Genomic DNA, 25,356 nt, shown 5'->3' with positions numbered 1-25,356 from the left:
AAATGATGTATATGCCGTCTGATACGGAACGATTACCGCGATGGCGGCGGTTGTACCGGCGGGCCTCGCAGGTGACCGCCAGTCACGTCCTGCTGGTCGGCTTCGTGCTGGTCGGTCTCGTCGTCGCGGGAGCAGTCCCCGCGGCCGGTGGGACCACCGCACGGGCCGAGAACACCTGCGTCTCGGTCGCCACCTACGACGCCAACGGCGAGAAACACGAGACCACCCTGCTCCTCGAACAGATAGATGGCGACTTCGCGGACATCGCCGAAACCGACGACGACAGCAACCCCGACGGCTGCATGAGCGAGGACCTCTTTCACTACTACATCTTCGACGCGCCGCCGGGCGAGTACTACGCCCACGTCAGAAACGACGGCGAGGTGAACGAGCGGTGGGGCATCTTCGAGGTGACGGTCGAGGACACGGACGAAATCACGCTCGTGTTAGAACGCAACGGCGTGTATCACACCGAAGCCGACGTGTCGTCGCCGCGCGACTCGCGCCGGTTCCAACCCGGCGAGGACGCCCGGTTCGACGCGCGAGTGTACAACCCCGGACACTCGGGGTGGAACGAGGGAGTGAGCGAACCGCTCGGCGTGCAGGGCGTGACGACCGAAGTGTACGTCTACCCGGAGGGGTCGTCCAGACCCGAGACGCCGACCAAGCGCCTGCCCGCCGAGAGCGTCACGGCCGAGCGACACGAGTCGATAACCGGGTCGGTTCCGATTCCGGACGACGAGGGGACCTACAGGGTGGACGCCGAGTTCGTGACCGAGTTCGACGGCGGGTCCGAGTTCACGACCGACTACGTGGACCTCGGGACGATTACGGTCGACTCGTTCGAACCGCCCGAAATCGAGAGTCGAACCCCGGCAACCGGGAGCGTCTCGCTCGGTCCCTCGAAGACCGAATCCTTCTCCGTCAGCGCCACCGACCCTGACAGCACGCCCTCGGTGACGTGGTACGTGGACGGTGACCAGATGACCTCCGGCGACCGGTACGAGTTCGACGCCGGACAGTTCGGCGCAGGCGACCATACAGTCGAGGCGGTGGTCAGCGACGGGACCTCCTCGACCGCCGACGCGACGACCGAGTGGAACGTGGACGTGGCACAAGCGCCCGAGATCGTCTCGGTGACGCCCGGAAGCACCGAGACGGCCCCCGGAAAGACGGTCGAGTTTTCGGCCGAGGGAGATTCGTCGGGTCTCTCCTACGAGTGGACGATAGACGGCGAGACTGTCTCGGGCCAGACCGTCGAGACTACCTTCGACGCGACCGGCGAGAAGCAGGTGCAGGTCGTCGCCGAGAACGACCGAGGCGTCACCGCCGAACGGTCGTTCACCGTTACTGTCGAAGGCACCCCGCCGTCGATTCAGGACCTCTCGATTTCGCCGTCGTCGGTGACAGCCGGCGGGACGGTCAACCTCTCGGCGAGCGCGACCGACCCGGCCGACAGGGACGTGGACCTCTCCTACGAGTGGACGATAGGCGACGAAACCTACGAAGGCCAGTCGGTCTCGACGGCGCTCCGAACCGTCGGGAAGCGGAACGTCGAGGTCAGCGTGACGAACCAGTACGGCGCGTCTGCAGTTCGGAACCGAACCGTCGTCGTCTCCAACGACGAACCGGAACTCGTCCGCGTCTCGCCCGAGGAGGTCCCCGCGCCCGAGACGGGGACTCGCCAGCGGTTCGTCGTGCAAGCGACCGACGCCGACGCGACCCCCGCGACAATCATCTGGTCGGTTGACGGGTCGCCCGCGGAGGAGACCGACCTCTCCTCGGCCAGTCAGAACGTGACGTTCACTCACGAGTTCTCGACCCCCGGCGAACACACCGTCAAGGCGACGATCGAGGACGGCCACGGCGGGAGCGCCACGGCGACGTGGGACGTGAAGGTGGACAATCGCCCGCCGGAGGTCAGCGGCGTTGCGCCAGAGTCGTCGTCGTTCTCGCTTCTCACAGGCGAGTCGCAAACCTTCGAGGCCGAAGCGTCCGACCCCGAAGGCGATTCGGTGAGTCTGCAGTGGTCCGTTGACGGGACCGAGGTGGCGACCGGCGAGCGACTGAACCACTCGTTCGCCGAACCGGGGACCCACAACGTCACCGTCGTCGCCGACGACGGTGCGGGCGGTCGAGACCGCGATAGCTGGTCGGTCAGCGCCCGGAACTTCCGGAAGACGCCGGAGATCGACTCGTCGGCCACCATCGAGACGCTCTCGACCAACGGGTCCCAGGAGTTCATCACCCTCACGCTCCGGAACCCCTCGGTCAACACCCGGACGGCCCACGTGGAGTTGGCGCTCTCGCTACCCAACGGTATCGTCGTCACCGGCGGCCAGAACGTCGCGGAGGGCAACAGGGCCGAGTACGTCAACGAGGAGACCGTCTCGGCGGGCGGCCAGACCAGTCTCTCGGTGGGAATCGAAGTCAGCGACGAGTCGCTGCGGGGCCAGCGCATCGAGATTCCGTATCAGGTCATCTACTACCCCGAGGGGAGTCGAGACAGCTATCGGGTCGTGGAGAACGCCACGAAAGAAATCGGCATCGGCGACCCGTCGGCCTTCGAGGACGAGCAGACCGACTCGGAGACGAAATACGATTCGATTCCGGGGTCGGAAAGCGGGACGCCGGGATTCACGCCCGGAGTGACGATTCTTTCGCTCCTCGCGCTCTGTCTCTGGCTGGTCCGGGCGGGCCGGTGACGGGCCGCGGTTCCCGGTGCTGTTCGGCCTTCTGTGCGGACCGCAGGGCCTACGCCTGTCGCCGGTCGGGCGGCGTCGTGGCCGACCACGGCTTCGTTGCCCCACCGGAGCCGGGTCGGGAAACGGCGTAAATTTATATCAGGGGTGAATTAAATATATACTCCATGAACATCTCTCACTCCCGACGCAGGCTCCTCGGTCTCGCAGGCGTCGGCGTCTCGTCAGCACTCTCCGGTTGCTCGCTCCTCGCCTCCTCGTCGAGTGCGCGGTACTCCCTCCAGAGCAGTCCTCGAGGCGGCACGACGCTGCTTGACCTATTCGAGTGGGAACCGAGACAGCAGGCGTTGCACGTCCGTCGTCACGCCGACGCGCTCGTCGCGGAACTCCTCGACTCGGGCGAGATGACGACCGAGGCCCAACCGCTCGGGCCGTACGACCCGAACGGGTCACCACCGCTAGCCTATACCGAATACGAGGGGTCGTACTACAGCGTTCGCGTGACCGCGGTCGAGGAGGTGTCGCTCGACCGCTGGGAGTTCTGGTTCGAGCCTGTCGAGCAAGCACCGGCAGACGTCGACCCAGTCGAGAATCTATCCGAGGGGCTGTCGGACTTCGACGCCGAAATCGCCGACCGGGCGGTCGCGGAGGCGATGGGGGCCGTCGTTGACGGCGTCAACCTCTCGACGGTCGCACACGGCGAGCGCGGCGTCGTCTTCTTCGACCCGATGGACCCCGCCGAGAGCGAACTCGTTCCGAATCCGCCCTTCGAATACGTCCGGGCCGAACCGGACAACGAGTTCTTGGACGAGAAGCAGACGCTTCGTGCGCACGCCACCGACGGGAACGTGAAAACGAAACGGTACGTCCACGAGACCGAACGAGTGGCCGACTCCAAGTCGGAGTTGGAAGACGTTCTCTCGGGTCACATCGACGCCACGTTCGGCGAGGACCCCGAGGATATCCGCGAGATTCTCGACGAGACTATCGGCGGCGTGTACGCCGAGCGCGAACCCATCTCCGAGTCGTTCGAGAGCCTCATCGCGCAACTCGGCATCGACGACCCGACCCCGCCGGACGAATCCGGGGCCTCCCGCGCGTGGCGTCGCCACTACGAGTACGAGGGCGACTACTACGCGACGACGCTCCGAATCAGAAACGACTGACTGACCGACGAGAGAGCCGTTCGAGTCGAGACGCTTAAAAATTGGAGTGAACGCGACGATATCGCTGGATTAGCCGTAAATCTGGTCGACCAGCGCGTGCGTGTAGGCACCCGCGTGGAAAACGGGATTCGCGGTGGCCTCGACGAGGTCGTTGTAGTCCGTCGAGTTCCAGCTACCGATGTCGGTACCGTTCTCTTTCATCAGGTGGAACACCTCGTAGGCCTGGTCGGTCGCCTCGGCGGCGACCTGATACACGCAGTCCGAGGGGTCGCTGTTCCACGCCCACAGGCTGTCGTAATCGTCGACCAAGTTCTCCCCGGAGTGGAAGTTCTCTCGGACCCACTTCTCGTACTCGTAGTGAAGGTCGTAGTAGGGGTCGATGACCTCACAGCCGTCCCAGTCACAGTCGATCTCGAAGTTCATCTGTTCGAGAGCCATGCCGGCGTGGAGCGGAACGCTCACGTCCTGCACGTAGTGGAGCGCACGACCGAGATGTTCTCGCTGGCTCGAGTAGGAGTGGTTCTCGGCCTCCGCCATCTCGTACTCACAGAACTCCGGTGCGCCACCCATGCCGCCGAAGGAGATGGTGATGCCACAACACAAGTCGACGGTGTAGGCGTCGGGGTCGTAGTAATGCCCGTAGTGGTGGGCGAACTCGTTCAGACCGGTCTTGATAGCGTCCGCGATCCAGTCGGGCATGTCCTTCGAGTCGAAGACGGAGTAATCGCAGGGACACGGGTCCGTGTCCGGTTTCGGCGAGTACTCGACGATGTCGTCTACCTCGTAATCGTAGAGGTCGAAGTTCTTCTCCAACGTCCACCGCGTCATGTCCTTGTGGGTCGAGCCGTACCACTCGGCGGAGATTTGCTTGCGATTGCCGTTCTCCTTGGCGAAGCCGTGAGCCACGGCCTTGCCGGCGGTCGAGAACTCGTCTCGCTCCGTGTCGGTGACGCCTCCCTTCGCACGCTCGTTCGCAAGCGTGAAGACGAAGTCGTTGCCGTCTCGCTCTTTCCGGACGGGGTACTTCTTCCAGAGGTTTTTGAGGGCCGCCTTGGCGTCGCGTTCCTGCTGTGTGCGCATGCCCGACTTGCCGACGAGTTCCAGTAGCCGGTTCTCGTCCAACGTCAGCAGGTAGAACTGCGGGGAAAGCGACCGGAGCGAGTCGTCGACGAGGAGTTTGCTGTGGTCCGGATACGAGACCTCGCCCTCGACCCGCTGGTCGCTGTCGCCAGCGCTTGCGAGACTTGCCGAACTCAGGCCGACGAGGGCCCGGAGGAAGCTTTTATGAACGTCCGCCGGTCGAAGTTCGATTCATCAATTCCGTTTAATTTGTTTTCTATACCATAATACACAATAAATAATTTCCATAATCAAATTATTAGTTTAGATTAAAATAGGAAACTAATTTTATGTTTATATAGAAAATACAAGAGACTAAAATATGCTCGGGTTAGTGCAAATTTTATACCAGCTTCTCTAGTACCACCACACCGAGGAGACATGGCGCGTCGCCCGTACCGACGCGGGTACCAACAACGGATTGAAAGGCGTCTGTTTCGTCAGTCCAGTCGATGACCGACGCGCGACGATACAGGAGACCGAAGACATGAGCCAGCGAATCACCCAACTCGACGACGCCACGATTCGCAAAATTGCGGCGGGCGAGGTCGTGGAGCGTCCCGCCTCGGTCGTCAAGGAACTGGTCGAGAACAGCCTCGACGCCGACGCCGACCGAATCGACGTGACCGTCGAGGAGGGCGGCACCGACCGAATCGTCGTCAGCGACGACGGCGTCGGCATGAGCGAGGCCGACCTCCGGGCCGCGGTCCGCGAACACACCACGAGCAAAATCGAGGACGCCGGGGACCTCGATTCGGGCGTGACCACCCTCGGCTTCCGGGGCGAGGCGCTCCACACCATCGGCGCGGTCTCTCGGACGACGATTCGGTCCAAACCACGAGACGGCCCAACCGGCACCGAACTCCGGATGGAGGACGGCGAGGTCGAGTCGGTCGGCCCCGCCGGGTGCCCCGAGGGGACCACCGTCGAGGTCGCGGACCTGTTCTACAACACCCCTGCGCGCCGGAAGTACCTCAAGACCACGACCACGGAGTTCTCGCACGTCAACACCGTCGTCACCCGCTACGCGCTGGCCAACCCCGACGTGGCGGTCTCGCTGACCCACGACGGCCGCGAGGTGTTCGCCACGACCGGGCGCGGGGACCTCCAGTCGGCCCTCCTGTCGGTCTACGGCCGGGAAGTCGCCACGTCGATGATTCGGGTCGAGGGCGAGAGCGAATCGGGAGGCGTCTCTGTCTCGGGCTACGTCAGCAATCCCGAGACCACCCGAAGCACCCGCGAGTACATGTCTACCTACGTCAACGGCCGGTACGTGAGTTCCGCGCCGGTCCGCGACGCGGTCCTCTCGGCCTACGGCGGGCAACTCTCGGCGGAGCGATACCCCTTCGCGGTTCTGTTCGTGGAGGTCCCTCCGGAGGAGGTCGACGTGAATGTTCACCCCCGAAAAATGGAGTGTCGGTGGAGCGACGAGTCCGCGGTCAAGCGGGCAGTCGAGACTGCCGTCGAGGAGGCCCTGCTGGACCACGGTCTCGTCCGCTCCTCGGCCCCGCGAGGCCGGAGCGCGCCCGACGAGGCCAGCGTCGAACCCGAGCGCACCGACAAACCGGAGCGCGACGACGCCGACGCCAGCGAGCAGACCGAACTGACCGCCGGGAGCGAGACGGCCGAGCGCGAGCAGTCCACGCTCGACGCTTCTCAGACTACCGAAGACACCTTAGAGACAACTGTAGATATTTCTAAGCCATCAAAAAATACCCACGAGGCAGGGGTAGATACTTCTATGGAGGACGCGACCGCCGCCGAATCCGGCGGGTCGGCCGTTCGCAGACGAACGAGTTCGCCTGCGAGCGAGCGCGCTCGCGGCGGGGGCGAGAGCGCGAGCGCAGAACCGCAGGCGAGCGCTCCCGAGCGCGCCAGCGAGGACACGAGCGCAGGCGAGACAAAGAGCCGAGACGACACCCGCGAGTCGGTTGCTTCGGCGACCGACTCGCCCGCCGACCGGACGGACGACGCTTCCACCGGGAAGACACCCGATTCGTCCGCCGACCGGAAGTTCTCGGCACCGACCGAGTCCGAGACGCTCGCGGGCGATTCGACCGACGACCCCGAGTTCGAGACCCTGCCCCGGATGCGGATTCTGGGTCAACTCCACGACACCTACGTCGTCGCCGAGACCCCCGACGGACTGGTGCTGGTGGACCAACACGCCGCCGACGAGCGCGTCAACTACGAGCGATTGCGGGCGGAGTTCGCCGACGACTCGACCACTCAGATGCTGGCCCAACCCGTCGAGTTGGAGTTGACCGCGGGCGAGGCCGCCGTCTTCGAGGAGTACCGCGAGGCGCTGGAGCGACTGGGCTTCCGGGCCGAGCGCGCGGGGAATAAAGAAGTCCGCGTCCGGACCGCGCCGACCGTACTGGACGAGACATTAGACCCGGCGCTGTTGCGGGACGCGCTGGCGGAGTTCGTCTCGACCGACCCTGACGACCGAGGCGACACCGTCGAAGCGGTCGCCGACGACCTGCTCGCCGATTTGGCGTGCTACCCCTCCATCACGGGCAACACGTCGCTCCGCGAGGGGTCGGTCGTGGATCTCCTCTCGGCGCTCGACGACTGCGAGAACCCCTACGCCTGCCCCCACGGTCGGCCCGTCGTCATCGAGTTCAGCGAGAGCGAAATCGAGGACCGATTCGAGCGTGACTATCCGGGTCACGCTGGGCGGAGGGGCGAACAGTAGGGTTCAGACCCGGTTCTGCGCCGCCCCGATAGCCTGCTCCAAGTCGGCGATAATGTCCGCTACGTCCTCGATGCCGACCGAGAGGCGAACCAAGTCCGGCGTCGTCCCGCTGGCCAACTGCTCCTCCTCGGTGAGCTGCTGGTGGGTCGTGCTTGCCGGGTGGATGACCAGCGTCTTGGCGTCCCCGACGTTGGCCAGCAGGCTGGCGAGGTCGGTCTCCTCGGTGACCGCCTGCCCCGCTTCGTAGCCGCCCTCCAGTCCGAAGGTAATCATCCCGCCGAAGCCGCCGTCGAGGTACTTCTTGGCGTTCTCGTGGGTCTCGTGGCTCTCCAGTCCGGGGTAGTTGACCCACGCCACGTCGTCGTGCGAGTCGAGGAACTCGGCGACCGCGAGGGCGTTCTCGGAGTGGCGCTCGACCCGGAGGGGCATCGACTCCAACTTCTGGAGCGTGACCCACGCGTCGAAGGGCGACTGCTGGTTGCCCAAGTCCCGGAGGCCCCGAGCCCGGGCGGCGTAGGCGAAGGCGGCGTCGCCGAACCGCTCGCGGAAGTTGATGCCGTGGTAGGCCGGGTTCTCGTCGGCGATTTCGGGATAGTCGCCCTCCTCCCACGGGAAGGTCCCGCCGTCGATGAGCACGCCGCCGACGGTCGAACCGCTCCCGTGGAGCCACTTCGTCGTGGAGTGCCAGACCAGGTCCGCGCCGTGTTCGATGGGGTTACAGAGGTACGGCGTGGCGAAGGTGTTGTCCACGAACAGGGGCACGTCGTGGTCGTGAGCAATCGCGGCGATGCGTTCGATGTCCGGCGTGACGAGCGCGGGGTTGCCGACGGTTTCGAGGTGGACGAACGCGGTGTCGTCGTCGATGGCTTCCTCGTAGGCGTCGTAGTCGAGCGTGTCCACGAATTTGGCCTCGACGCCCCGGCGCGGCGCGGTGTGGGTGAAGTAGGTGTAGGTGCCGCCGTAGAGCGACGAGGCCGTGACGACGTTGTCGCCGACTGAAGCCAGCAGGAAGGTGGCGAGGTCGAGCGCGGCCATCCCGCTGGCGGTGGCGAGCGCCGCGACGCCGCCTTCGAGGGTGGCGAGTCGCTCTTCGAGCGTGGCGTTGGTCGGGTTCGTCAGGCGACTGTAGATGTTGCCCGGCTCTTCGAGCGCGAACAGCGAGGCGGCGTGGTCGGCGTCGTCGAAGACGTAGGAACTCGTCTGGTAGATGGGCGGTGCGCGCGACCCGGTCGCCGGGTCGGGGTCTTGGCCCGCGTGGACGCTGTCGGTGTGGATGCCGCGGTCGGCGCCGTCTCGGTCAGTCATGGTCGTTCGCACCGACGAATGCCAGCGGCTTATGTCAGAGGGTCCTCGCAACTTCTGCTCCGGGGACGGGATTCCGGCAACTTCTACTCAGGGGTCTACTCCGGAATCGCATCCCGAAGCGCGGGCAGGACCTCGGTCACGTCCTCCCGAAACACGTAGTCGGCCAGCGAGTCCAGCGGCGTCTCGTCCAGATTCACCAGAATAACGGTCGCGCCGTTCCGGGCGGCCTGCCGGGGGAGCGACGCGGCGGGTTGGACGGTCAGCGACGACCCGGCGACCACCAGCACGTCGCTCTCGGCGGCGTACTCCTCGGCGTCGGCCATCGCGTCCATCGGCAGGCGCTCGCCGAAGAGGACGGCGTCGGGTTTCAGCACGCCCTCGCAGTCCGGACTCGGACAGCGCGGCGGGGGGTCGCCCGCCTCGGCCTTCTCGCGGGCCTCCTCGGCGGAAACTGACTGCCCGCAGTCCTGACAGACCGCGCGGCGGGCGTTGCCGTGGAGTTCCACGACATTTTCGGAGCCAGCCGCACCGTGCAGGCCGTCGATGTTCTGGGTGACGACGGCGTCGAGGAGGCCCGCGGACGAGAGGTCGGCGAGCGCGCGGTGGGCGGCGTTGGGTTCGAGGTCGGCGTCGAGCAGGTCCGAGCGGAGTTCGACCCAGTCGGCCCAGAACTCGCCGGGGCTCGCCCGGAAGCGATGCACGTCGAAGGCGTCGGGGTCGTACTCGTTCCAAATCCCGTCCTCGCCGCGGAAGGGCGGGACGCCGGAGGGCACACTCACGCCAGCGCCGGTCAGCGCCGCGGCGGCGTCGGCGGCCCGGAGTTCGCGGGCGGCGGCCTCGATTCGGTCCGAGTCCGGGAAATCGGAGCCGGACGAATCCGAGGAATCCGTGTTCGAGAGGTCCATGTCCGGAAATCGGGGTCCGGCAGGCAAAAGCTATCCGACTGCCTCCGCAATCATCACGGCTTCGCGGTAGTTGGAGACGGCGAGGAGCGCGAGGCCCGCGAGCAGGACGCCCGCCTCTCGGCGCGAGATTGTCCAGTCGCGGGGCGATTGGGTGCGCTCGAACTCCTCGCGCCAGCGCGGGCCGGACCGCTGGTGCCAAATCATCACGCCGCGGGTGGCGACCGCGACGGCCACGTAGGCGGTGAGTTCGTAGACGCCGCTCCGGCCGAGCGCGACCGACAGCGAGGGGGCGAACCGGGCGGTCTCGACGGCGAGCGACCCGGTGCCCCAGACCACCGCGCCCTGCACCCAGTTGACGACCACGACGAGGTAGCCAAGCGGCGTCCGGACCGACCGAAAGGTGTTGGCGGCGACGACGAGGAGGCAGACGCCGAGGTTCCACGCGAAGATGGTCAGGAACTCGGCCCAGACCGACCCGGCGTACGCGGGGAGCGCGCTCGCCGCGGTGGACGACCGGAGCAGGCCCTCCGGCAGGAGGTAGTAGCCGACGTACCACGCCGCGGCGAACAGGGCGGCGCAGACGGCCCAGAACGAGGCGAACCGGACAACCGGGTCGTCGTGGTTGAGGTAGTCGCCGAGCGCGCTGGCGGCGTGGGCAGAGGCGTCGGCGGACGTTTCGCTGGACACGCTCCCAAACCACGGTTGGAAGGCACAAATATCCGAGTGGCGCTCCGCCGAGCGGTCAATTTGCACTAGAAGAAGACACTAAGTCGGTCGAGAGTGTGTCTCTGGTAATGGGGTCGCCTGACACGTCACGGCTGAACGAAGCGTTCGGGCTGTTGAAAAATCCGCGCCGTCGCTACGTTCTCTATCACTTACGAAACGAATCTCGCTCGACTGACCTCGACGCGCTCGGCAGGCACGTCGCCGCGTGGGAGACCGGGACGACCGTCTCGGAGGTAAGCGACGAATCCGTCAAGCCGGTCCAAACGTCGCTGTTCCACACGCACCTGCCGAAACTCGACGACGCGGGCCTCGTCACCTACGAACCCGAGACCGGCGCGGTCGAGTTCGAGGGCACGGACCTCGTCGGCAGGTTTCTCGACGAGACGGCGGAGTACGAATACAACACGGGAGTCGTCGCCGACTGAGCCGCGAGACAGCAACCCTGTCTCAGGCGTTTCTACCATTCCTTAAGCTATCTCTCTATTTCTTAAAGGAACAATCCTGCTTCCCTAGTGGTGCTTGCGGACGTGGAGCGCGCCGCGCGCCTCGGCGCGAAAAACGTCTCCGAAACCGAGTAAGAATTCGCACCCAACCGAGTAAATTATGCCGCGCGCCGCCGACAACCGACGTATGACTGACCTCGTGACCTTCGGCGAGACGATGTTGCGCCTCTCGCCGCCCGACGGCGAGCGACTGGAGACCGCCGACGACCTCGAATTCCGGTCGGCGGGCGCGGAGAGCAACGTCGCTGTCGCCGCCTCTCGACTCGGCGCGGACGCGACGTGGACCTCGAAACTCCCCGACTCGCCGCTCGGGCGGCGAGTCGTGACCGAACTCCGCCAGTACGGCGTCGAGACCGACGTGGTCTGGAGCGACGAGGGGAGACAGGGCACCTACTACCTCGAACACGGCGGCAAGCCCCGCGGGTCGAACGTCATCTACGACCGCGAGGGTGCGGCCGTCACCACCGCCGAGACCGACGAACTCCCGGTCGAGCGAATCCGCGAGGCCGAGGTCTTCCACACCAGCGGCATCACGCCCGCCCTCTCGGAGACCCTCGAGGAGACCACCGCGGACCTCCTCGGCGAGGCCCAAGCGGCCGGAACCACGACCTCCTTCGACGTGAACTACCGGTCGAAGCTCTGGAGTCCCGAGGAGGCCCGCGAGACGCTCGAAGACCTCTTTCCCGACGTGGACTCGCTGATGGTCGCTCGGCGCGACGCCCAGCGAGTCCTCGGACGCGAGGGCGATGCCGGAACCATCGCCGCGGACCTCGCCGACGAGTTCGACTTCCGGACGGTCATCGTGACCCGCGGCGAGGAGGGCGCGCTGGCCCGCCACGACGGCCAGACCTTCGAGCAACTCGCAATCGAGACCGACACCTTGGACCCCATCGGGACCGGCGACGCCTTCGTCGGGGCCTTCCTCGCGCGCCGACTCTCCGGCGACGACGTAGCGACCGCGCTCGAATACGGCTCTGCGACCGCCGCGCTGAAGCGCACGATTCCCGGCGACGTGGCAATCGTGACCCGCGAGGAAGTCGAATCCGTGCTGTCGGAGGCCGGGAGCGAGATTTCCCGGTGACCGGTTCGATTCCCGTCACGCGGTTTTCAGGAAGCCAGAAGACGTATTACGGACTGCTGGTTCACGGTCGAACGCAATGAAACGAGTAGCGACCGCCCTGATGGTACTCGTCGTGACGGCGAGTATCGCCCCCTCCACAGTCGCAGGTACCGTGGCGTCGGATACGACGAACCAGACCTCCGGGCAGGCCTACGTCGGAACGCACGTCTCGTTCGACACCGAGAACCGCGCCGTGACCGATTACGCGGTCCGCGGCGAGACGATGCTCGACTCGCTGAAGGTCCAGTCCGAGAGCGAACTCTCGGACGGCCTCGTTGACCTCGGGGCCTCGCTGTCGGCGGTGACCCATATCGAGGGCGCTGGCCTCGAACTCGGCGCGACGACCGCGACCGAGGCCCGACTCGCCGCCGGGAGTAGCGCGACCATCGAGGCCCACGACAACGGCCGCGGCGTCCTCGTGGTCGCGTCGGGCAACGAATCCGACTACGTCGTCGCCAACCTCTCGTCGGGCGCGACCGCCTCCGCCGAGTCCGACGCGCAGGTCGAAGTGACCGCCGAGAACGGCACCGAGGGCACCCTCCTCGTCGTCGGCGAGGGCAACGCGACCGTCAACGACGACGGCGACGTGACCGCCCGCCTCGGCGAGGACGCCCGCCTCGTCTTCCGGTCGTACCCCGAGGGCAAGGACGACCGAGACGAGAAGCAGGAGGACCTCATCGCGCAGGGCGAGGCCAGAGCCGAGGCCTACGTGATGGCGGACGGTGGAGAGACCGTCGTCGATACGGTGAGCTACGGCGAGAATACCACCGTCGAGACCGCCGAGTCCGCCGAGGGGAAGATTTCCCTCGCGGTCAACCGGACGACCCACGAGGGCACCATCGTCGTCACGAGCGTCTCCGAGAAGGCCCTGAACACCACCGATGACCTCGAAGTCGCGGTGGACGGCGAGGCCGCGGTCGAGGCCCGGACCTACAGCCAACTCGAGAGCGCGGTCGGGAGCGACAAGTCCCGGTACGTCGTCGAGAGCGCCGGAAGCGCGTCTGCCGACACGAGCGCCGACGTACTGGTCGCGGTCAACCACTTCTCCGAGCGCACGATTTCGATGCAGTCCTCGGCGAGCGAGGCGACGACCGAACCCGGCGCGACGACCGAACCCGGCGCGACGACCGAACCCGGCGCGACGACCGCTGATGGGACGACCGAAATCGGCGGCCAGACTGACGACCAGACCAGCGACGAGTCGGACCAGACCACGCGGGACGGCGCGAGCGACGAGACGACGAGCGAGAGCGACGAAACCACGACTGGCGACGGCGGCGCGGACGTCCCCGGATTCACCGCCACGGCGGCAGTCGCGGCGCTCCTCGGGGCGGCCCTGCTGGCGCGACTTCGGTAGTCGGCTCGCTGTTTTCTCGCTGTTTTCGATTTACCTCCGATTTTCCCCCGGCCGGGCGTGCCGTGGGCCGAACGCCTAACTCGCCGGGCGTCGTGGCTCGGAGCATGCCCACGCACGTCGTTATCATCGGTGCCTACGGGAGCGCCGGAGTCGCAGTCGCGCAGGAGTTGGCCGACGAGGAGGACGTGAAACTCACCCTCGCGGACGACGGCGAACCCGGCGGGGGCCTCTGCATCCTCAAGGGGTGTATGCCCTCGAAAGAGGTCCTCTCGGCCGGGAAACACCGGTTTCAGGTCCGCCACGACCACCGCGTCGAGGGGGTCCCCGACGTGGACCTCGAATCGGTCGTGGCGACCAAAGACGAACACGTACAGAACTTCGCGGACCACCGCCGGGCCGCGGTCCACGACCTCGCGGACCGCGAGAACGTCGAGTTCATCCACCGGACCGCCCGGTTCGTGGACGACCGCACCGTCGCAATCGGCGACCGGGAAATCGAGGCCGACTACGTGGTCGTGGCGACCGGTTCGACCGTCACCGTGCCGGACCTGAACGGGATGGACGAGGTCGATTTCTCGACCAGCGCGGACGTGCTGGACGCGACCGAGTTTCCGGATTCGGGCCTCGTGATGGGCTTCGGCTACGTCGGACTGGAGATGGTGCCCTACCTCGCGGAGGCCGCCGAGATGGACCTCACCGTCGTCGAACACGACGACTACCCGCTGGACGAGGCCGACGAGGAGTTCCGGAAGGCGATGCTCGACATCTACCGCGAGGAGTTCGACGTGGACGTGCTGACCGACACCGACGAGCAGTCGGTCGAGGAGACTGCCGACGGAGGGGTGCGCCTGCGAGTCAAGCGTCGAGACCAGCGCGAGACCGTCGAGGCCGACGAGCTATTCCTGTTCACGGGTCGCCGCCCCGCGGTGGACCGCCTCGGGCTGGAGAACACCCCGCTGGAACCCGGGGCCGGGTGGGTCGGCGACACGATGCAGGCCCGCGACGCAGAGCGAATCTTCGTCCCCGGCGACGTGAACGGCCACGAGCCGATTCTCCACGTCGCCAAGGAACAGGGCTTCCTGACGGCCGAGAACGTCCTCCGGCACCGCGAGGGCGAGGCGTTGGAACCCTACCGGAACACCCACCATCACGTCGTCTTCTCGGGCCTCGGGGTCTACCCCTTCGCTCGGGTCGGGGTCTCCGAGAGCGAACTGGTCCGCGAGGACCGCCACGAGGGCCGCGACTACGTGGCCGTCACCCGCGAGGCCAGCACCGACGGCGTGTTCAAGACCAAGGCGACTCCTCGCGGACTGGCGAAACTGGTCGTGGACGCCGACGACGGGACCGTGCTGGGGTATCAGGGCCTGCACCTCCACGCCGACGTGATGGCGAAGACGATGCAGGTCGCCGTCGAGATGGGGTTGGACGTGCGCGAGATTCCGGACCGAGCGTACCACCCCACGACGCCCGAGATACTGGACGGACTGATTCGAGAAGCGAGCGCGGAACTCGACTAAGCGTACTCGTCTGGGTTCTCCTCGAACTCGCGGCGGTGTTCCTCCGAGCAAAAGGCGTAGGTCTCGCCCTCGTACTCGACTTGCGCGATAGCGAACTCCTCGTCGCGGTAGTCGGTCTCCTCGGGACTCGCGGCCTCCACGTCGGCACCGCAGACAGCGCACTGGGGCATCGTCGGACCTGCGACGGCCAGCGCGGAAAGGATTGGGGCCGGACCGGTTTGGCGCACTAAAGACAACTATTTATTTATTTAGAACTTGTATAGTCGTCTTATACACGTTTATAGATGTCTCTGTCTCCCCTGCCCGGCGCGCGCTGGCACGGCTTCATGCCGCGCCATCGGCGTGCGAGGGATGAGCATCGCAGGCCGAAGTGAAACGGAGGCCGAGAAGCACAATCGGTTGGGGAGGGTGTGGCCCGCGGTTGCGGTGCTGTGCGGTGACGCCTCGGCTTCGGGGGTAGCTAGCTTGTCCCTCTTCCGCCCCGCACAGAAGCCGTTTCAGCAAGCAACCACTCACAGCACAGGACACCCACTCACGGAACAAGCGGAGCGTGACAAAACGACGACCCACACGAAACGAATCCCGAGTAGCCGCAACCTATTCGTAGCCGAACGGCGAAGTATTTCGCATGGCAATTCTGGAGATCAATCTCGAAAAACCCGCACTCGTCGAAGAGTACCAGTACCCCGGCGAGGAGACCGAAGGTCCCGCCGAGGAGTCCCCCGCCGAATCCACCTCCAACTCCTCGGGCGGCGGCAAGGCCAAACTCCTCGGTCTGCTGGGCGTGCTGGCCGGGGTCGGCCTGCTGGTCTGGAAGCTCAAGAACCGCGGTAGCACCGAGCAGACCGACTTCGAGGAGTTCGAGGAGCCGGACTACGACGAGGAGGGCTACGAAGAGGACAGTTACGAGTTCGAGTCCGAGGACGAGAGCGGCGGCGCGAAGCGTAAGGTCGCGGGCCTGCTGGGCCTCGCGGTCGGTCTCGTCGGCCTCCTCGCCGCGGTGCAGAAGCGCCGGAAGTAGAGGTCTGGTTTTCGTCGCTTCCCTTTTGTCGAGCAGTCGGGGTTCCTTGGCGAGTAGCTCCGCACGACTCCACGCCCTTTTACGCTCGGACTACGTAGACGACCACAGTATGAGCGAAACTGCGGAGCGCGTCGCGGTGACCTGCCCCTCCTGCTCGCCCGACGTGGAGACGGTCCACGAGGTGTTGAAGGCGGGGAGCGGGCAGTCCACCGTGCGCTGTACGGAGTGCAGTCACGTCCACAAGACCAAAATCGAGGAGCAAGAGGAAGTCGAGCGCGACGTCATCGTCTCCCAAGACGGCGAGTCGTTCACCGCCACGGTCGAGGCCCCGCCCGAGGAGACCGTCGCGGTCGGCGAGGAGTTCGTCCTCGACACGCCCGAGGCCATCATGGTCGTGCGAATCACGGACCTCCAACTCGGCGACGAGAAGCGCGAGGACGAGGCCGAAGTCGAGGACGTCGAGACGTTCTGGACCCGCGCGGTGGACAACGTCCGGGTCAACGTGACCATCAACCCGAGCGTGGGCAACCGCGACGACTCCCGGAGCGTCAAAATCGACGTGCCCGGCGACAAGGAGTTCGAGGTCGGACGAATCGAGGAGTTCGGCGACGAGGAGTTCGAGGTCAAGTCCATCGCGGTCCGCGACGACGCGGTCGGCTACGACTTCAACCCCCTCGGCGAGGAGGGCGACACCGCGGTCGCAAAGGACGTCAAGCGAGTCTACGCCGACGACCAGACCTCCTCGGCGTGGTCGGCGTGGTGAGGGGCTAACAACGTTCAATTCGGTGATAGCATGTTCGGGGATGGGGGAGACGACCGGAAACCGGCGAATAGCGACCCGGGCGACGACTACGAACAGGCCCGCGAGCGGATGGTCGAGAATCTCGCTCGCCGCGAGGACCTCGCCGACTCGACGCTCGCCGCGATGCGAGCGGTCCCGCGCCACGAGTTCGTACCGCCAGAGCGCCGCGACCGGGCCTACGAGGACCGACCGCTTCCCATCGGGAGCGACCAGACCATCAGCGCGCCCCACATGGTCGCCGCGATGGTCGATTTGCTCGACCTCGATTCCGGCGAGCGCGTCCTCGAAATCGGCACCGGATGCGGCTACCACGCCGCGGTCACGGCAGAGGTCGTCGGCCCGGAGAACGTCTACAGCGTCGAGTATCACGGGTCGCTGGCCCGCGAGGCCCGCGAGCGACTGGCGAACGTCGGCTACGGCGACATCTCGATTCGCGTCGGCGACGGCCACGAAGGGTGGCCCGAACACGCGCCCTACGACGCCGCCTATCTGACCTGCGCCGCGCGCGACCTCCCGAGCGCGGTAGTCGAGCAGGTCAGGCCGGGCGGGAGACTGCTGGCACCCATCGGAACCACGACACAGCGTCTCGTCTTCGCCCGCCGACGCGCCGACGGCGGCCTCGACCGCGAAACCCGCGGTCGGGTGCGGTTCGTTCCGATGCAGGAAGATTAAGCGCCCGGCCCGCCGATTTCCGGTATGGACTACCGCGAAGCACTCCTTCTCTGGGCCGCCCGCGAGACGGGTGTCCTCGAAGCGGTCACGACCGACGCCGAGACGCCCGCGGAAGTCGCAGAGTCGGCTGGCGTGACCGAGCGCGCCGCCAGAATCACCCTCGACGCGATGGCCGAGTTGGGCTATCTGGAGGTCGTCGCCGGAGCGCACGCCGAGGACGACGAGCGGCCAGCGGCCAAGCAGTACGAAATCACGAACCGCGCGCTCGGCTTCGTCGCCAAGGCCGACGTGCGCTCCATCGGGTCGGTGCCTCACACCCTCGACTGCGTGGACCGCTGGATTCAGTTGCCCGAGACGATGCGGACCGGCGAACCGCCCGCCCCGGAATCGACCGCCGAGAACTCGGCCGGTGAGAAGTCGGCCTCCGACGAGTGGACGACCAACTTCATGGGGTCGATGGCGAGCGCGGACGACGCCGCGGTCCGGGCGAGCGTCACCGCCGCGGTCCACCGGAACCCCGACGCCGAGCGCGTGCTGGACGCCGGAGGAGGCCCCGGCGTCTTCGCCAAGGAGTTCGTCCGGCGCGGGTTCGACGTGACGCTCGTGGACCAACCGGACGTAATCGACATCGACCGCCGGTTTCTCGAACACGAACCCATCGAACTGGTCGAGGGCGACATCACCGAGGGGCTTCCGGGTGGCGGCGACGACGGATTCGGCATCGTCTTCTGCTCTCGGGTCGCCCACGCGCTCGGTCCCGACGAGAACCGGCGATTCGCCTCTCACGCCCACGACGCCCTCGAACCGGGCGGCGCGCTCGTGCTGACCGACAAAGTCCGGGGCCGGGCCGAGGACGCCGCCCTCTTCGGTGCGCACATGCTGGCTCAGACCGAGAACGGCGACACCTACACCGGAGCGCAGTTCGAGGGCTGGCTCCGAGACGCCGGGTTCGAGGCGGTCGAGATTCGTGACGTGCCGGGCTTCGACCAGCAGGTCATCGCTGGACGGCGGCCGGGCGATTGAAGTTCTCTCATCTCTGAGTGGGCGTATGGAACTCGCGGTGCTGCGCGACGACATGGTCGACAGCCTCGAACACTCCTCGAAAGGAGTCGTCTCCAGCGAGAGCGTCAGCGCCGCGATGCGAGCAGTCCCCCGCCACGAGTTCGTCGACGACGACCGACTCGCCTACGCCGACCGGTCGTTCGAGCAGTCGGGCACCCGCGTCCTCGCGCCGAGTACCGCGGCCCGCCTGCTGGAAGCCCTCGGCGCTTCGGAGGGTGATTCGGTCCTCGTCGTCGGCGCTGGCGTGGGCTACACCGCCGCGGTCCTCGCGGAAATCGTCGGCGAGGAGAACGTCCACGCGGTGGACATCACCCGGAGCGTGGTCTGGGAAGCCCGGAGCAATCTGGCCGCGGCGGGCTACGAGGGCGTCTTCGTGGACTGCCGGAACGGCGCGGACGGTCTGGCGGAGTACGCGCCCTTCGACCGCGTCCTCGTGGAGGCCGCCGCGGCCGACCCGCCCCGACCGCTGGTCTCGCAACTCGCGCCGGACGGGAAACTCGTCATCCCCATCGGCATCGGCGAGCAGTCGCTGACGATCGTCGAGGGGGAGAATCCCGCCGACCCCGACACCCAACCGCTCGGGACCGTCGCGTTCGCGCCGCTCCTCGTGGAGGGCGAGCAGGCCGGGTCCATCGAGCGCAACCGGACCGTCCGCGAGGACCGCGAGCGGGCCGAGCGCGCCAGAGAGCGCCGGACCGGGTGGGAGCAGGACTGGATAGACTGGGACGGCGACGGGAGTCCGCCGCGGTGAACTCTCCGGCGAGCTGCTCACTTCACTCTCTCCGTTCTCTCACTCCCTGACGACCAGTATCGCGGTGTTCTCGCGCTCGTCGGCGTAGTCGCTCCCGGCGGGCGGTTTGACGCTCACTTCCAGCGTGCCCTCCTGCTGGTTCGGACCGAGTTCGGGGTCTACGTCCACGGAGATTTCGCCCTCCGAGTCGGTTGTCGCGGTCTCGACGTTGCCGAGCGTGGCGGTCTCGCCCGTGATGACCACCGTCGCGCCCTCGACGGGCTTTCCGTCGGCGTCCACGACCGTCACGTCGATTTCCTGCTCCTCGGGGTGGATTACGTCGGGTTCGGGCTTGGCGTCGAGTTCCGTGACGGTCAGGCCGCCGATGCCCGAGAGCATGTTCATCATCACGCCGAGGCTGGCGACCCCGACCACGAGCGCGATGACGAGGCGGATGGGAAGGCCCTCGATTGCTCGCTCGTCGCTCTCGAATCGGTCGAGGCAGTCGAACTGCGTCGTCTCGAAGTAGCCGTAGTAGCCGAGCAGGGTTGGCATGGCCCGGGTTCGTCCCGTTCTGGGATTTAAACCCTCGGGCGTTCGGGAGCCGGATTTCCACCCCGAAGCAGGAGATAACAGAAACACCGCTTAGAAAACAAAAATATTGCTCTAAAACAACTCTATACCTGTCCAAACGTTCAAATACGAGAGCGCGACCAACCTGCCCCATGCCTCACGTCCTCGGTCGCCGCGAATCCAACACGTCCGACCCGCCAAGCGAAAACGCCCCCGCCGGTCGCCTCGCTACCGGCCATCTCGGAGCCTATCGCGCCCGCGACGGAAGCCCCGGCGCGGCGGTCCACGTAGACCTCGACGGCCCCCACGCCGGACTCGTCGTCGGCAAGCGCGGCTACGGCAAGTCCTACACGCTCGGCGTTCTCGCGGAAGCACTCGCCCGCGCCGAAGGTGTCGCCCCGGTCGTCGCGGACCCGATGGGCATCTTCTCGTCGCTCGCGGACCTCGGGACTCGCGTCGTCGCCGACCCCCGAGTCGACGCCGACGCGCTCGACCCCCGAGCGTGGTGCGACCTCCTCGGTCTCGACCCCGGCGGCGCGGCGGGCGCGCTGGTCTGGCAGGCCGCGAGCGCCCGCTCGACCCTCGCCGGGATGCGCGAGTTCGTCGCCGACGCCGACACCAAGGCCGTCCGCGCGACCCGCCGGGCCGCCGACAACCACCTCGCACTCGCCGAGTCGTGGGGCGTTTTCGCGCCCGACGGACTGACCGCGAGCCAACTTCTGGACTCCTCTGTCGGCACCGTGCTGGACCTCGCTGGACTCGACGCCGGTCCCGCAAACGCGGTCCTCCGAGCAATCGCGGCCGGACTCTACGACCGCTGTGTCCGAACTCGCCCGCCGCGGCTCCCGTGGTTGCTGGTGGACGAGGCCCACGGGTTCTTTTCCGGGGTTGCAGCACCCGCGCTCCGGACGGCGCTCACCCGCGGTCGCCAACCCGGCCTGAGCCTCGTCGCGGCGACCCAGCGCCCGAGCGCGCTCCCCGCGGTCGCAGTCTCGCAGGCCGACCTCCTGCTGGCCCACCGCCTCACCGCCCGCGCCGACTTGGACGCGCTCGCCGCGGCCCGGCCGACCTACCTCGGCGGGTCGTTCGAGGAGCGCCTGCCCGACGAACCCGGCGAGGTTCTCCTCGTGGACGACGCGACCGAGAGCGTCCACGCGGTCCGAGTCCGCGAGCGCGAGACGCCCCACGGCGGAGCGTCACCGAGCGCGACCGACCGATAAGCCCTCTGAGCGCCGTCTTTCCGGAGCGGCGCTCCGAAAACAGTTTCCCCGTCGGCGTGCTCGTCTCGGACGATAATGTCGGAGACGGAGGGTCGCTCGTCGGCTTCCGGCGACGAAGGCGAAGCGAAGGAAGCCGGGGCGCGACGAGCGGGCGAAGCAGACGAAGCGCCGACTCGACGCTCTCACGCGCTCGAACGACTGGAGCCGATTCTACTGGTCGCGGTCGGCGGCTTCACGGGCGCGGTCTGCCGCCACGCGGTCTCCGTGGCGCTCCCCGGCGGGTTTCCCTGGGGCACGCTCGCGGTCAACGTCGCGGGGAGCTTCGCGCTCGGCGTCCTCCTGTTCGAGGCGAAGCTGGCGGACCGACTCAGCGCCGAGACCCGACTCGTCCTCGGCACCGGATTCCTCTCGTCGTTCACGACCTACAGCACCTTCGCGGTCCAGACCGCCGCGCTGTCGCCCACGCTCGCGGTCGCCAACGTCGCCGCGAACTACGCGCTGGGCTTCGCGGCGGTGCTGGCCGGTCGCGCCGTAGTCCGCTCGCTCGCAAATCCGGAGGTGGCTCGATGAACACCGTCCTGCTGGTCGGCGCGGGCGGGGTCCTCGGCGCGCTCGCCCGGTTCGCGGTCGGGTCGTGGGTCCCCGACCGCCAGCGCGACACGCTCGTGGTCAACGTCCTCGGAAGCCTCGCGCTCGGCGCGCTGACCGCCGGTCTCGCCGAGGACGCCACGCTCCTCACCGTCTTCGGCACCGGCTTCTGCGGCGCGTTCACGACGTTCTCCAGTTTCGCGGTCGAGACCGTGGCCCTCTACGAGAGCGGTGCCAGACGGGAGGCGGTCGTCAACGCCGCGCTGAACCTCGTCGGCGCGCTCGCCGCGGTCGGCCTCGGCGGGTGGCTGGCGACGGGGCTCGCGTGAGGCTGAATCGCCGCCTGAGGCCGCGTTAGGCCCGGACGAGGAGGTCCCACACCCAGAGCGCGACCCCGAGCGAGACGAGGACGATACCGAGCGTCGAGGTGACTGGTTCGGGGACGATAAACAGGATGACGCCGACGAGCAGCAGCGCCGGAATTAGCTCCTCGTGGAGAAAATCGTCGCTCTCGAGGGGTGTGTCGCTGGTCACGTGGCGATAGACGACAGGCTACGAGTTATGTTTTCGGACACGGAAAAGTGGCCACTCGCCGAGTTGTTCGCGGTAAAATACGCCCGAGGCGGGATTTGAACCCGCGTCACAACCGTGACAGGGTTGTATGATGGGCCACTACACCACCCGGGCTTCCGAACGCATTCTCCTGTTTTTGCCGCCCGTATTAACATATGTCGATTTAATCTGGTGTTGTTTCCCGTTGCCGAATATCAACCATCATCGAGACTGACCGAAACGGACTCCCGGAATGAAGAGACAATTCATGGTAAGTTACGGGATTCCGCCATCGAATTCGTAATCTGCTGCCCAATTAATCGATGGATGTTCTATCTCTGCCTCGAAACGGAGTTCCATCTTCTGTTCGGTCGCTTCGTCGATGTCTATCCAGTAGAGTTTCTCGTTTACTGGATACCGAACGGCGAACGCGTCTATTTCTCCGTGGTACGAATTTTCGTGGTACTCGCCTTCTTGAGTCGTTTGGGAGTGAGTGTTGAAACGCATCGTGTCGGGTTTGTTGTTCCAAGCGGTCTTACACTGAACTCGGTGTAGACTGTCGCTGTCGTCCACAATGAGGTCGTACTTGTCATTGTCTCCAAAGGGGAGGGAGACGCTGTACCCGTGTGAAATTAGCTCGGAGATGACTTTTACTTCAGTTTCGTCCCCTTTGTCTTTCGTGTTAGTCGTTGAGCTAGACACATTCAAGTGGATGAACTCCTGGAAGGTTAAATTGACTATAGTGGTGCATATATTTGACGCAGAGAGCGAAATACTGAATCTGTCCGACCGCAAAATCAGCTGAAGAGAACAGACGAACTACTCAACGTTTGGTTTTCGGAGAAAGCGCCCGAGGCGGGATTTGAACCCGCGTCACAACCGTGACAGGGTTGTATGATGGGCCACTACACCACCCGGGCTTCCGAGTGCATTTCTTCGTTGTCCCCGGTTAGACTTAAGGCTTCTCAAACGAAGCCGCCACGACACGGCGTACCGACGCACACGATAGTTGCACTACGCGCCCTCGCCCCAAACGATTTATAGCTCCATCGAGGAATGACAATCGTGGGCATTCCCTACGGTCGGGGTTCCGACGTAGTGGGGTCGGATAGATAGCCGTGCGCGGGCTACTTAGCAAGTCTTAAATGAATACCCTGTGTATTGCCCTGTAGTATCTCGTGATAGCCATTTCTCCATCTGCGCAGACAACCCACCGCCACACATGGTAGACGTAAGCCAACACGACATGGTTCCGGACCACAGCGTCGTCGACGACGAGGAGTTAGACGGCGTGCTGGAGGAGTACGACATCAAAACGACCGACTTGCCGAAGATTCAGCGCACCGACGCCGCGCTCCCCGACGAGGCGGAAGTCGGTGACGTCATCAAGATCGTGCGAGACTCACGAACGACAGACGAGGCGACGATTTACCGACTCGTGGTAGAATAATAATGAACAGAGAAGACCGACGCGAGATTTCCCGAGAGTACTTCTCGAAGGAACGGCTCGCAGAACACCACTACCGTTCGTTCAACAGCTTCCTGACCCGCGGCATGCAGGAGGTCGTCGACGAAAAGGGTACCATCGACACCGACATCGGCGACAAGGAAGACGAGGAGCCGGTCCACGTCGAGTTGGGCGACGTTCGTATCGTGACCCCGCGCGTGCGGGAGGCAGACGGGAGCGAGGAACTCCTCTATCCGCAAGAGGCCCGTCTCCGCAACATCACCTACGCCGCGCCCGTCTTCATGGAGATGTCCATCGTGAAGGGCGAGGGCGAGGACGAGCGCGTCGTGGACTCGACCGAGACCAAGGTGGGTCGGATGCCCATCATGGTCGGCTCCGAGAAGTGTAACATCGCCGGGTTCTCCGACGAGGAACTCATCGAAATCGGCGAGGACCCCGCCGACCCCGGTGGCTACTTCATCGTCAACGGTTCCGAGCGAGTCCTGATGACCAGCGAGGACCTCGCGCCGAACAAGATTCTGGCGGAGTACGACACCAAGTACGGCGACGAGATTCAGGTCGCAAAGACCTTCTCCCAGCGCCGTGGCTACCGTGCCCTCGTGCTGGTCGAGCGGACCCGCGACGGCCTGCTCGAAGTGTCGTTCCCCTCGGTTTCGGGGAGCGTCAACTTCGTGACCCTCGTGCGAGCGCTCGGGCTGGAGTCCGACGAGGAGATCGTCCATCGCGTCTCCGACGACCCGGAAATCGTGAAGTTCATGCTCGAAAACCTGGAGGCCGCCGACGTCCAGACCGAGGAGGAGGCAATCGAGTCCCTCGGCAAGCGCGTCGCCTCCGGGCAGGGCAAGAACTACCAGCTCAAGCGCGCGAACTACGTCATCGACCGGTACCTCCTGCCGCACCTCCACGAGGAGGGCGTCGAGGAGGAGGACGTGCGCATCAACAAGGCCTACTACCTCTGCCGGATGGCCGAGGCCTGCTTCGAACTCGCGCTTCAGCGCCGCGAACCCGACGACAAGGACCACTACGCCAACAAGCGCCTGAAGGTGTCCGGCGACCTGATGAAGGACCTGTTCCGGACCGCGCTGAACAAGCTGGCGCGGGACGTGAAGTACCAGCTCGAGCGCGCCAACATGCGTAACCGACAGCTCTCGGTCAACACCGTGGTTCGCTCGGACGTGCTGACCGAGCGCCTCGAACACCCGATTGCGACCGGGAACTGGGTCGGCGGCCGCTCCGGCGTCTCCCAGTTGGTGGACCGCACCGACTTCATGGGTGTGCTGAGCCACCTCCGACGACTTCGCTCGCCGCTCTCGCGGAGTCAGCCCCACTTCGAGGCGCGGGACCTGCACGCGACCCAGTGGGGTCGCATCTGTCCCTCCGAGACCCCGGAGGGACCGAACTGTGGGCTGGTGAAGAACTTCGCGCAGGCGATGGAGCTCTCCCAGAACATCGAGGACGAACAGGGTCTGAAACGAGAACTGGCGTCGATGGGTGTCGAAGGCATCCCCGGTATCGAAGGCGTCGAACCAACAGCAAGCGCGGACGACTAA

Annotated in this window: 25 protein-coding genes and 2 tRNA genes; 17 read left to right on the top strand and 10 right to left on the bottom strand. The window is 65.8% G+C overall.

Annotated features, from left to right (window positions below):
* Positions 1-71: 71 nt before the first annotated feature.
* Together EPL01_RS18985 and EPL01_RS18980 are read left to right on the top strand one after the other, a co-directional pair.
* Positions 72-2,705 carry a PKD domain-containing protein gene (locus tag EPL01_RS18985; RefSeq protein WP_168215955.1) on the top strand — a complete coding sequence of 878 codons (2,634 nt, stop codon included), beginning with the start codon at positions 72-74 and terminating at the stop codon, positions 2,703-2,705.
* A 164-nt stretch (positions 2,706-2,869) separates the two neighbouring features.
* Entirely contained in the window at positions 2,870-3,868 is a 999-nt protein-coding gene (locus tag EPL01_RS18980; RefSeq protein ID WP_135826856.1) for a hypothetical protein, read from the top strand.
* A 69-nt stretch (positions 3,869-3,937) separates the two neighbouring features.
* On the opposite strand, the gene EPL01_RS18975 is transcribed toward EPL01_RS18980, so the two are convergent.
* The gene (locus EPL01_RS18975) at positions 3,938-4,990 is read right to left on the bottom strand and encodes a phospholipase C/P1 nuclease family protein (protein ID WP_135826855.1); all 1,053 of its coding nucleotides are present in this window, start codon (positions 4,988-4,990) and stop codon (positions 3,938-3,940) included.
* A gap of 484 nt (positions 4,991-5,474) precedes the next feature.
* Between EPL01_RS18975 and mutL the strand changes: the two genes are divergently transcribed.
* Positions 5,475-7,685, top strand: a complete 2,211-nt coding sequence (gene mutL / locus EPL01_RS18970; protein ID WP_135826854.1) for a DNA mismatch repair endonuclease MutL — start codon at positions 5,475-5,477, stop codon at positions 7,683-7,685.
* Positions 7,686-7,688: 3 nt separating this feature from the next.
* Here mutL and EPL01_RS18965 read toward each other — a convergent pair whose 3' ends face one another.
* From EPL01_RS18965 to EPL01_RS18955, 3 genes are all read right to left on the bottom strand, one after another.
* Positions 7,689-8,990: an O-acetylhomoserine aminocarboxypropyltransferase/cysteine synthase family protein gene (locus tag EPL01_RS18965; protein WP_135826853.1), complete on the bottom strand. Its 1,302-nt coding sequence runs from the start codon at positions 8,988-8,990 to the stop codon at positions 7,689-7,691.
* Between the two features lie 95 nt (positions 8,991-9,085).
* The gene (locus EPL01_RS18960; RefSeq protein WP_135826852.1) at positions 9,086-9,895 is read right to left on the bottom strand and encodes an SIR2 family NAD-dependent protein deacylase; all 810 of its coding nucleotides are present in this window, start codon (positions 9,893-9,895) and stop codon (positions 9,086-9,088) included.
* 30 nt (positions 9,896-9,925) lie between these two features.
* The gene (locus EPL01_RS18955; RefSeq protein ID WP_135826851.1) at positions 9,926-10,582 is read right to left on the bottom strand and encodes a stage II sporulation protein M; all 657 of its coding nucleotides are present in this window, start codon (positions 10,580-10,582) and stop codon (positions 9,926-9,928) included.
* Between the two features lie 107 nt (positions 10,583-10,689).
* Between EPL01_RS18955 and EPL01_RS18950 the strand changes: the two genes are divergently transcribed.
* The 4 genes from EPL01_RS18950 (at position 10,690) to EPL01_RS18935 (ending at position 15,118) form a co-directional block, all read left to right on the top strand.
* Positions 10,690-11,046 carry a DUF7344 domain-containing protein gene (locus EPL01_RS18950; protein ID WP_135826850.1) on the top strand — a complete coding sequence of 119 codons (357 nt, stop codon included), beginning with the start codon at positions 10,690-10,692 and terminating at the stop codon, positions 11,044-11,046.
* Positions 11,047-11,251: 205 nt separating this feature from the next.
* The gene (gene kdgK1 / locus EPL01_RS18945; protein WP_135826849.1) at positions 11,252-12,205 is read left to right on the top strand and encodes a bifunctional 2-dehydro-3-deoxygluconokinase/2-dehydro-3-deoxygalactonokinase; all 954 of its coding nucleotides are present in this window, start codon (positions 11,252-11,254) and stop codon (positions 12,203-12,205) included.
* Between the two features lie 76 nt (positions 12,206-12,281).
* Complete coding sequence (locus tag EPL01_RS18940; RefSeq protein WP_135826848.1) at positions 12,282-13,601, top strand: PGF-CTERM sorting domain-containing protein; 1,320 nt, start codon at positions 12,282-12,284, stop codon at positions 13,599-13,601.
* A 104-nt stretch (positions 13,602-13,705) separates the two neighbouring features.
* Positions 13,706-15,118 carry a dihydrolipoyl dehydrogenase family protein gene (locus EPL01_RS18935; RefSeq protein ID WP_135826847.1) on the top strand — a complete coding sequence of 471 codons (1,413 nt, stop codon included), beginning with the start codon at positions 13,706-13,708 and terminating at the stop codon, positions 15,116-15,118.
* Here the strand turns inward: EPL01_RS18935 and EPL01_RS18930 are convergent.
* A complete protein-coding gene (locus EPL01_RS18930; protein ID WP_135826846.1) occupies positions 15,115-15,288 on the bottom strand; it encodes a YHS domain-containing protein in 174 nt (57 codons plus the stop codon). The genes EPL01_RS18935 and EPL01_RS18930 overlap by 4 nt on opposite strands.
* A 458-nt stretch (positions 15,289-15,746) precedes the next feature.
* Between EPL01_RS18930 and EPL01_RS18925 the strand changes: the two genes are divergently transcribed.
* From EPL01_RS18925 to EPL01_RS18905, 5 genes are all read left to right on the top strand, one after another.
* Entirely contained in the window at positions 15,747-16,139 is a 393-nt protein-coding gene (locus EPL01_RS18925; RefSeq protein ID WP_135826845.1) for a hypothetical protein, read from the top strand.
* 109 nt (positions 16,140-16,248) lie between these two features.
* Positions 16,249-16,902 carry an HVO_0476 family zinc finger protein gene (locus EPL01_RS18920; RefSeq protein WP_135826844.1) on the top strand — a complete coding sequence of 218 codons (654 nt, stop codon included), beginning with the start codon at positions 16,249-16,251 and terminating at the stop codon, positions 16,900-16,902.
* 30 nt (positions 16,903-16,932) lie between these two features.
* Positions 16,933-17,613 (top strand): protein-L-isoaspartate(D-aspartate) O-methyltransferase, encoded by a 681-nt coding sequence (locus EPL01_RS18915; protein ID WP_135826843.1) that lies wholly within the window; start codon positions 16,933-16,935, stop codon positions 17,611-17,613.
* Positions 17,614-17,637: 24 nt separating this feature from the next.
* Entirely contained in the window at positions 17,638-18,636 is a 999-nt protein-coding gene (locus EPL01_RS18910) for a class I SAM-dependent methyltransferase (RefSeq protein ID WP_135826842.1), read from the top strand.
* A gap of 25 nt (positions 18,637-18,661) precedes the next feature.
* On the top strand, positions 18,662-19,426 hold the full coding sequence (locus EPL01_RS18905; RefSeq protein ID WP_135826841.1) for a protein-L-isoaspartate O-methyltransferase family protein: 765 nt from the start codon (positions 18,662-18,664) through the stop codon (positions 19,424-19,426).
* A 39-nt stretch (positions 19,427-19,465) separates the two neighbouring features.
* On the opposite strand, the gene EPL01_RS18900 is transcribed toward EPL01_RS18905, so the two are convergent.
* Complete coding sequence (locus EPL01_RS18900; RefSeq protein ID WP_246045758.1) at positions 19,466-19,960, bottom strand: Ig-like domain-containing protein; 495 nt, start codon at positions 19,958-19,960, stop codon at positions 19,466-19,468.
* A 170-nt stretch (positions 19,961-20,130) separates the two neighbouring features.
* Here EPL01_RS18900 and EPL01_RS18895 point away from each other — a divergent pair, with 170 nt between their 5' ends.
* The 3 genes from EPL01_RS18895 to EPL01_RS18885 all read left to right on the top strand — a co-directional run bounded on the left by EPL01_RS18895 (position 20,131) and on the right by EPL01_RS18885 (position 22,115).
* Complete coding sequence (locus tag EPL01_RS18895; RefSeq protein ID WP_135826840.1) at positions 20,131-21,198, top strand: ATP-binding protein; 1,068 nt, start codon at positions 20,131-20,133, stop codon at positions 21,196-21,198.
* Between the two features lie 198 nt (positions 21,199-21,396).
* Positions 21,397-21,768, top strand: coding sequence for a fluoride efflux transporter CrcB (gene crcB / locus EPL01_RS18890; RefSeq protein ID WP_246045761.1), 372 nt, complete (start codon positions 21,397-21,399; stop codon positions 21,766-21,768).
* Entirely contained in the window at positions 21,765-22,115 is a 351-nt protein-coding gene (locus EPL01_RS18885) for a fluoride efflux transporter FluC (RefSeq protein WP_135826838.1), read from the top strand. Before crcB ends, EPL01_RS18885 begins: the two co-directional genes overlap by 4 nt.
* 25 nt (positions 22,116-22,140) lie before the next feature.
* Here EPL01_RS18885 and EPL01_RS18880 read toward each other — a convergent pair whose 3' ends face one another.
* The 4 genes from EPL01_RS18880 to EPL01_RS18865 form a co-directional block, all read right to left on the bottom strand.
* Positions 22,141-22,320, bottom strand: coding sequence for a hypothetical protein (locus EPL01_RS18880; protein WP_135826837.1), 180 nt, complete (start codon positions 22,318-22,320; stop codon positions 22,141-22,143).
* An 80-nt stretch (positions 22,321-22,400) separates the two neighbouring features.
* A tRNA-Asp gene (locus EPL01_RS18875) sits at positions 22,401-22,473 on the bottom strand.
* 141 nt (positions 22,474-22,614) lie between these two features.
* Complete coding sequence (locus tag EPL01_RS18870; protein WP_135826836.1) at positions 22,615-23,040, bottom strand: group I intron-associated PD-(D/E)XK endonuclease; 426 nt, start codon at positions 23,038-23,040, stop codon at positions 22,615-22,617.
* Between the two features lie 145 nt (positions 23,041-23,185).
* Positions 23,186-23,258: transfer RNA gene (locus EPL01_RS18865), tRNA-Asp, on the bottom strand.
* A gap of 302 nt (positions 23,259-23,560) precedes the next feature.
* Between EPL01_RS18865 and EPL01_RS18860 the strand changes: the two genes are divergently transcribed.
* Together EPL01_RS18860 and EPL01_RS18855 are read left to right on the top strand one after the other, a co-directional pair.
* Positions 23,561-23,788, top strand: coding sequence for a DNA-directed RNA polymerase subunit H (locus EPL01_RS18860; protein ID WP_135826835.1), 228 nt, complete (start codon positions 23,561-23,563; stop codon positions 23,786-23,788).
* A gap of 2 nt (positions 23,789-23,790) precedes the next feature.
* Complete coding sequence (locus EPL01_RS18855) at positions 23,791-25,356, top strand: DNA-directed RNA polymerase subunit B'' (protein WP_135826834.1); 1,566 nt, start codon at positions 23,791-23,793, stop codon at positions 25,354-25,356.

The organism is Halorussus ruber, from assembly GCF_004765785.1.
GTDB classification, from domain to species: domain Archaea; phylum Halobacteriota; class Halobacteria; order Halobacteriales; family Haladaptataceae; genus Halorussus; species Halorussus ruber.
The sequence above is the reverse complement of the archived record's forward strand: the minus strand, read 5'-3'. Positions and strand labels throughout refer to the sequence as shown.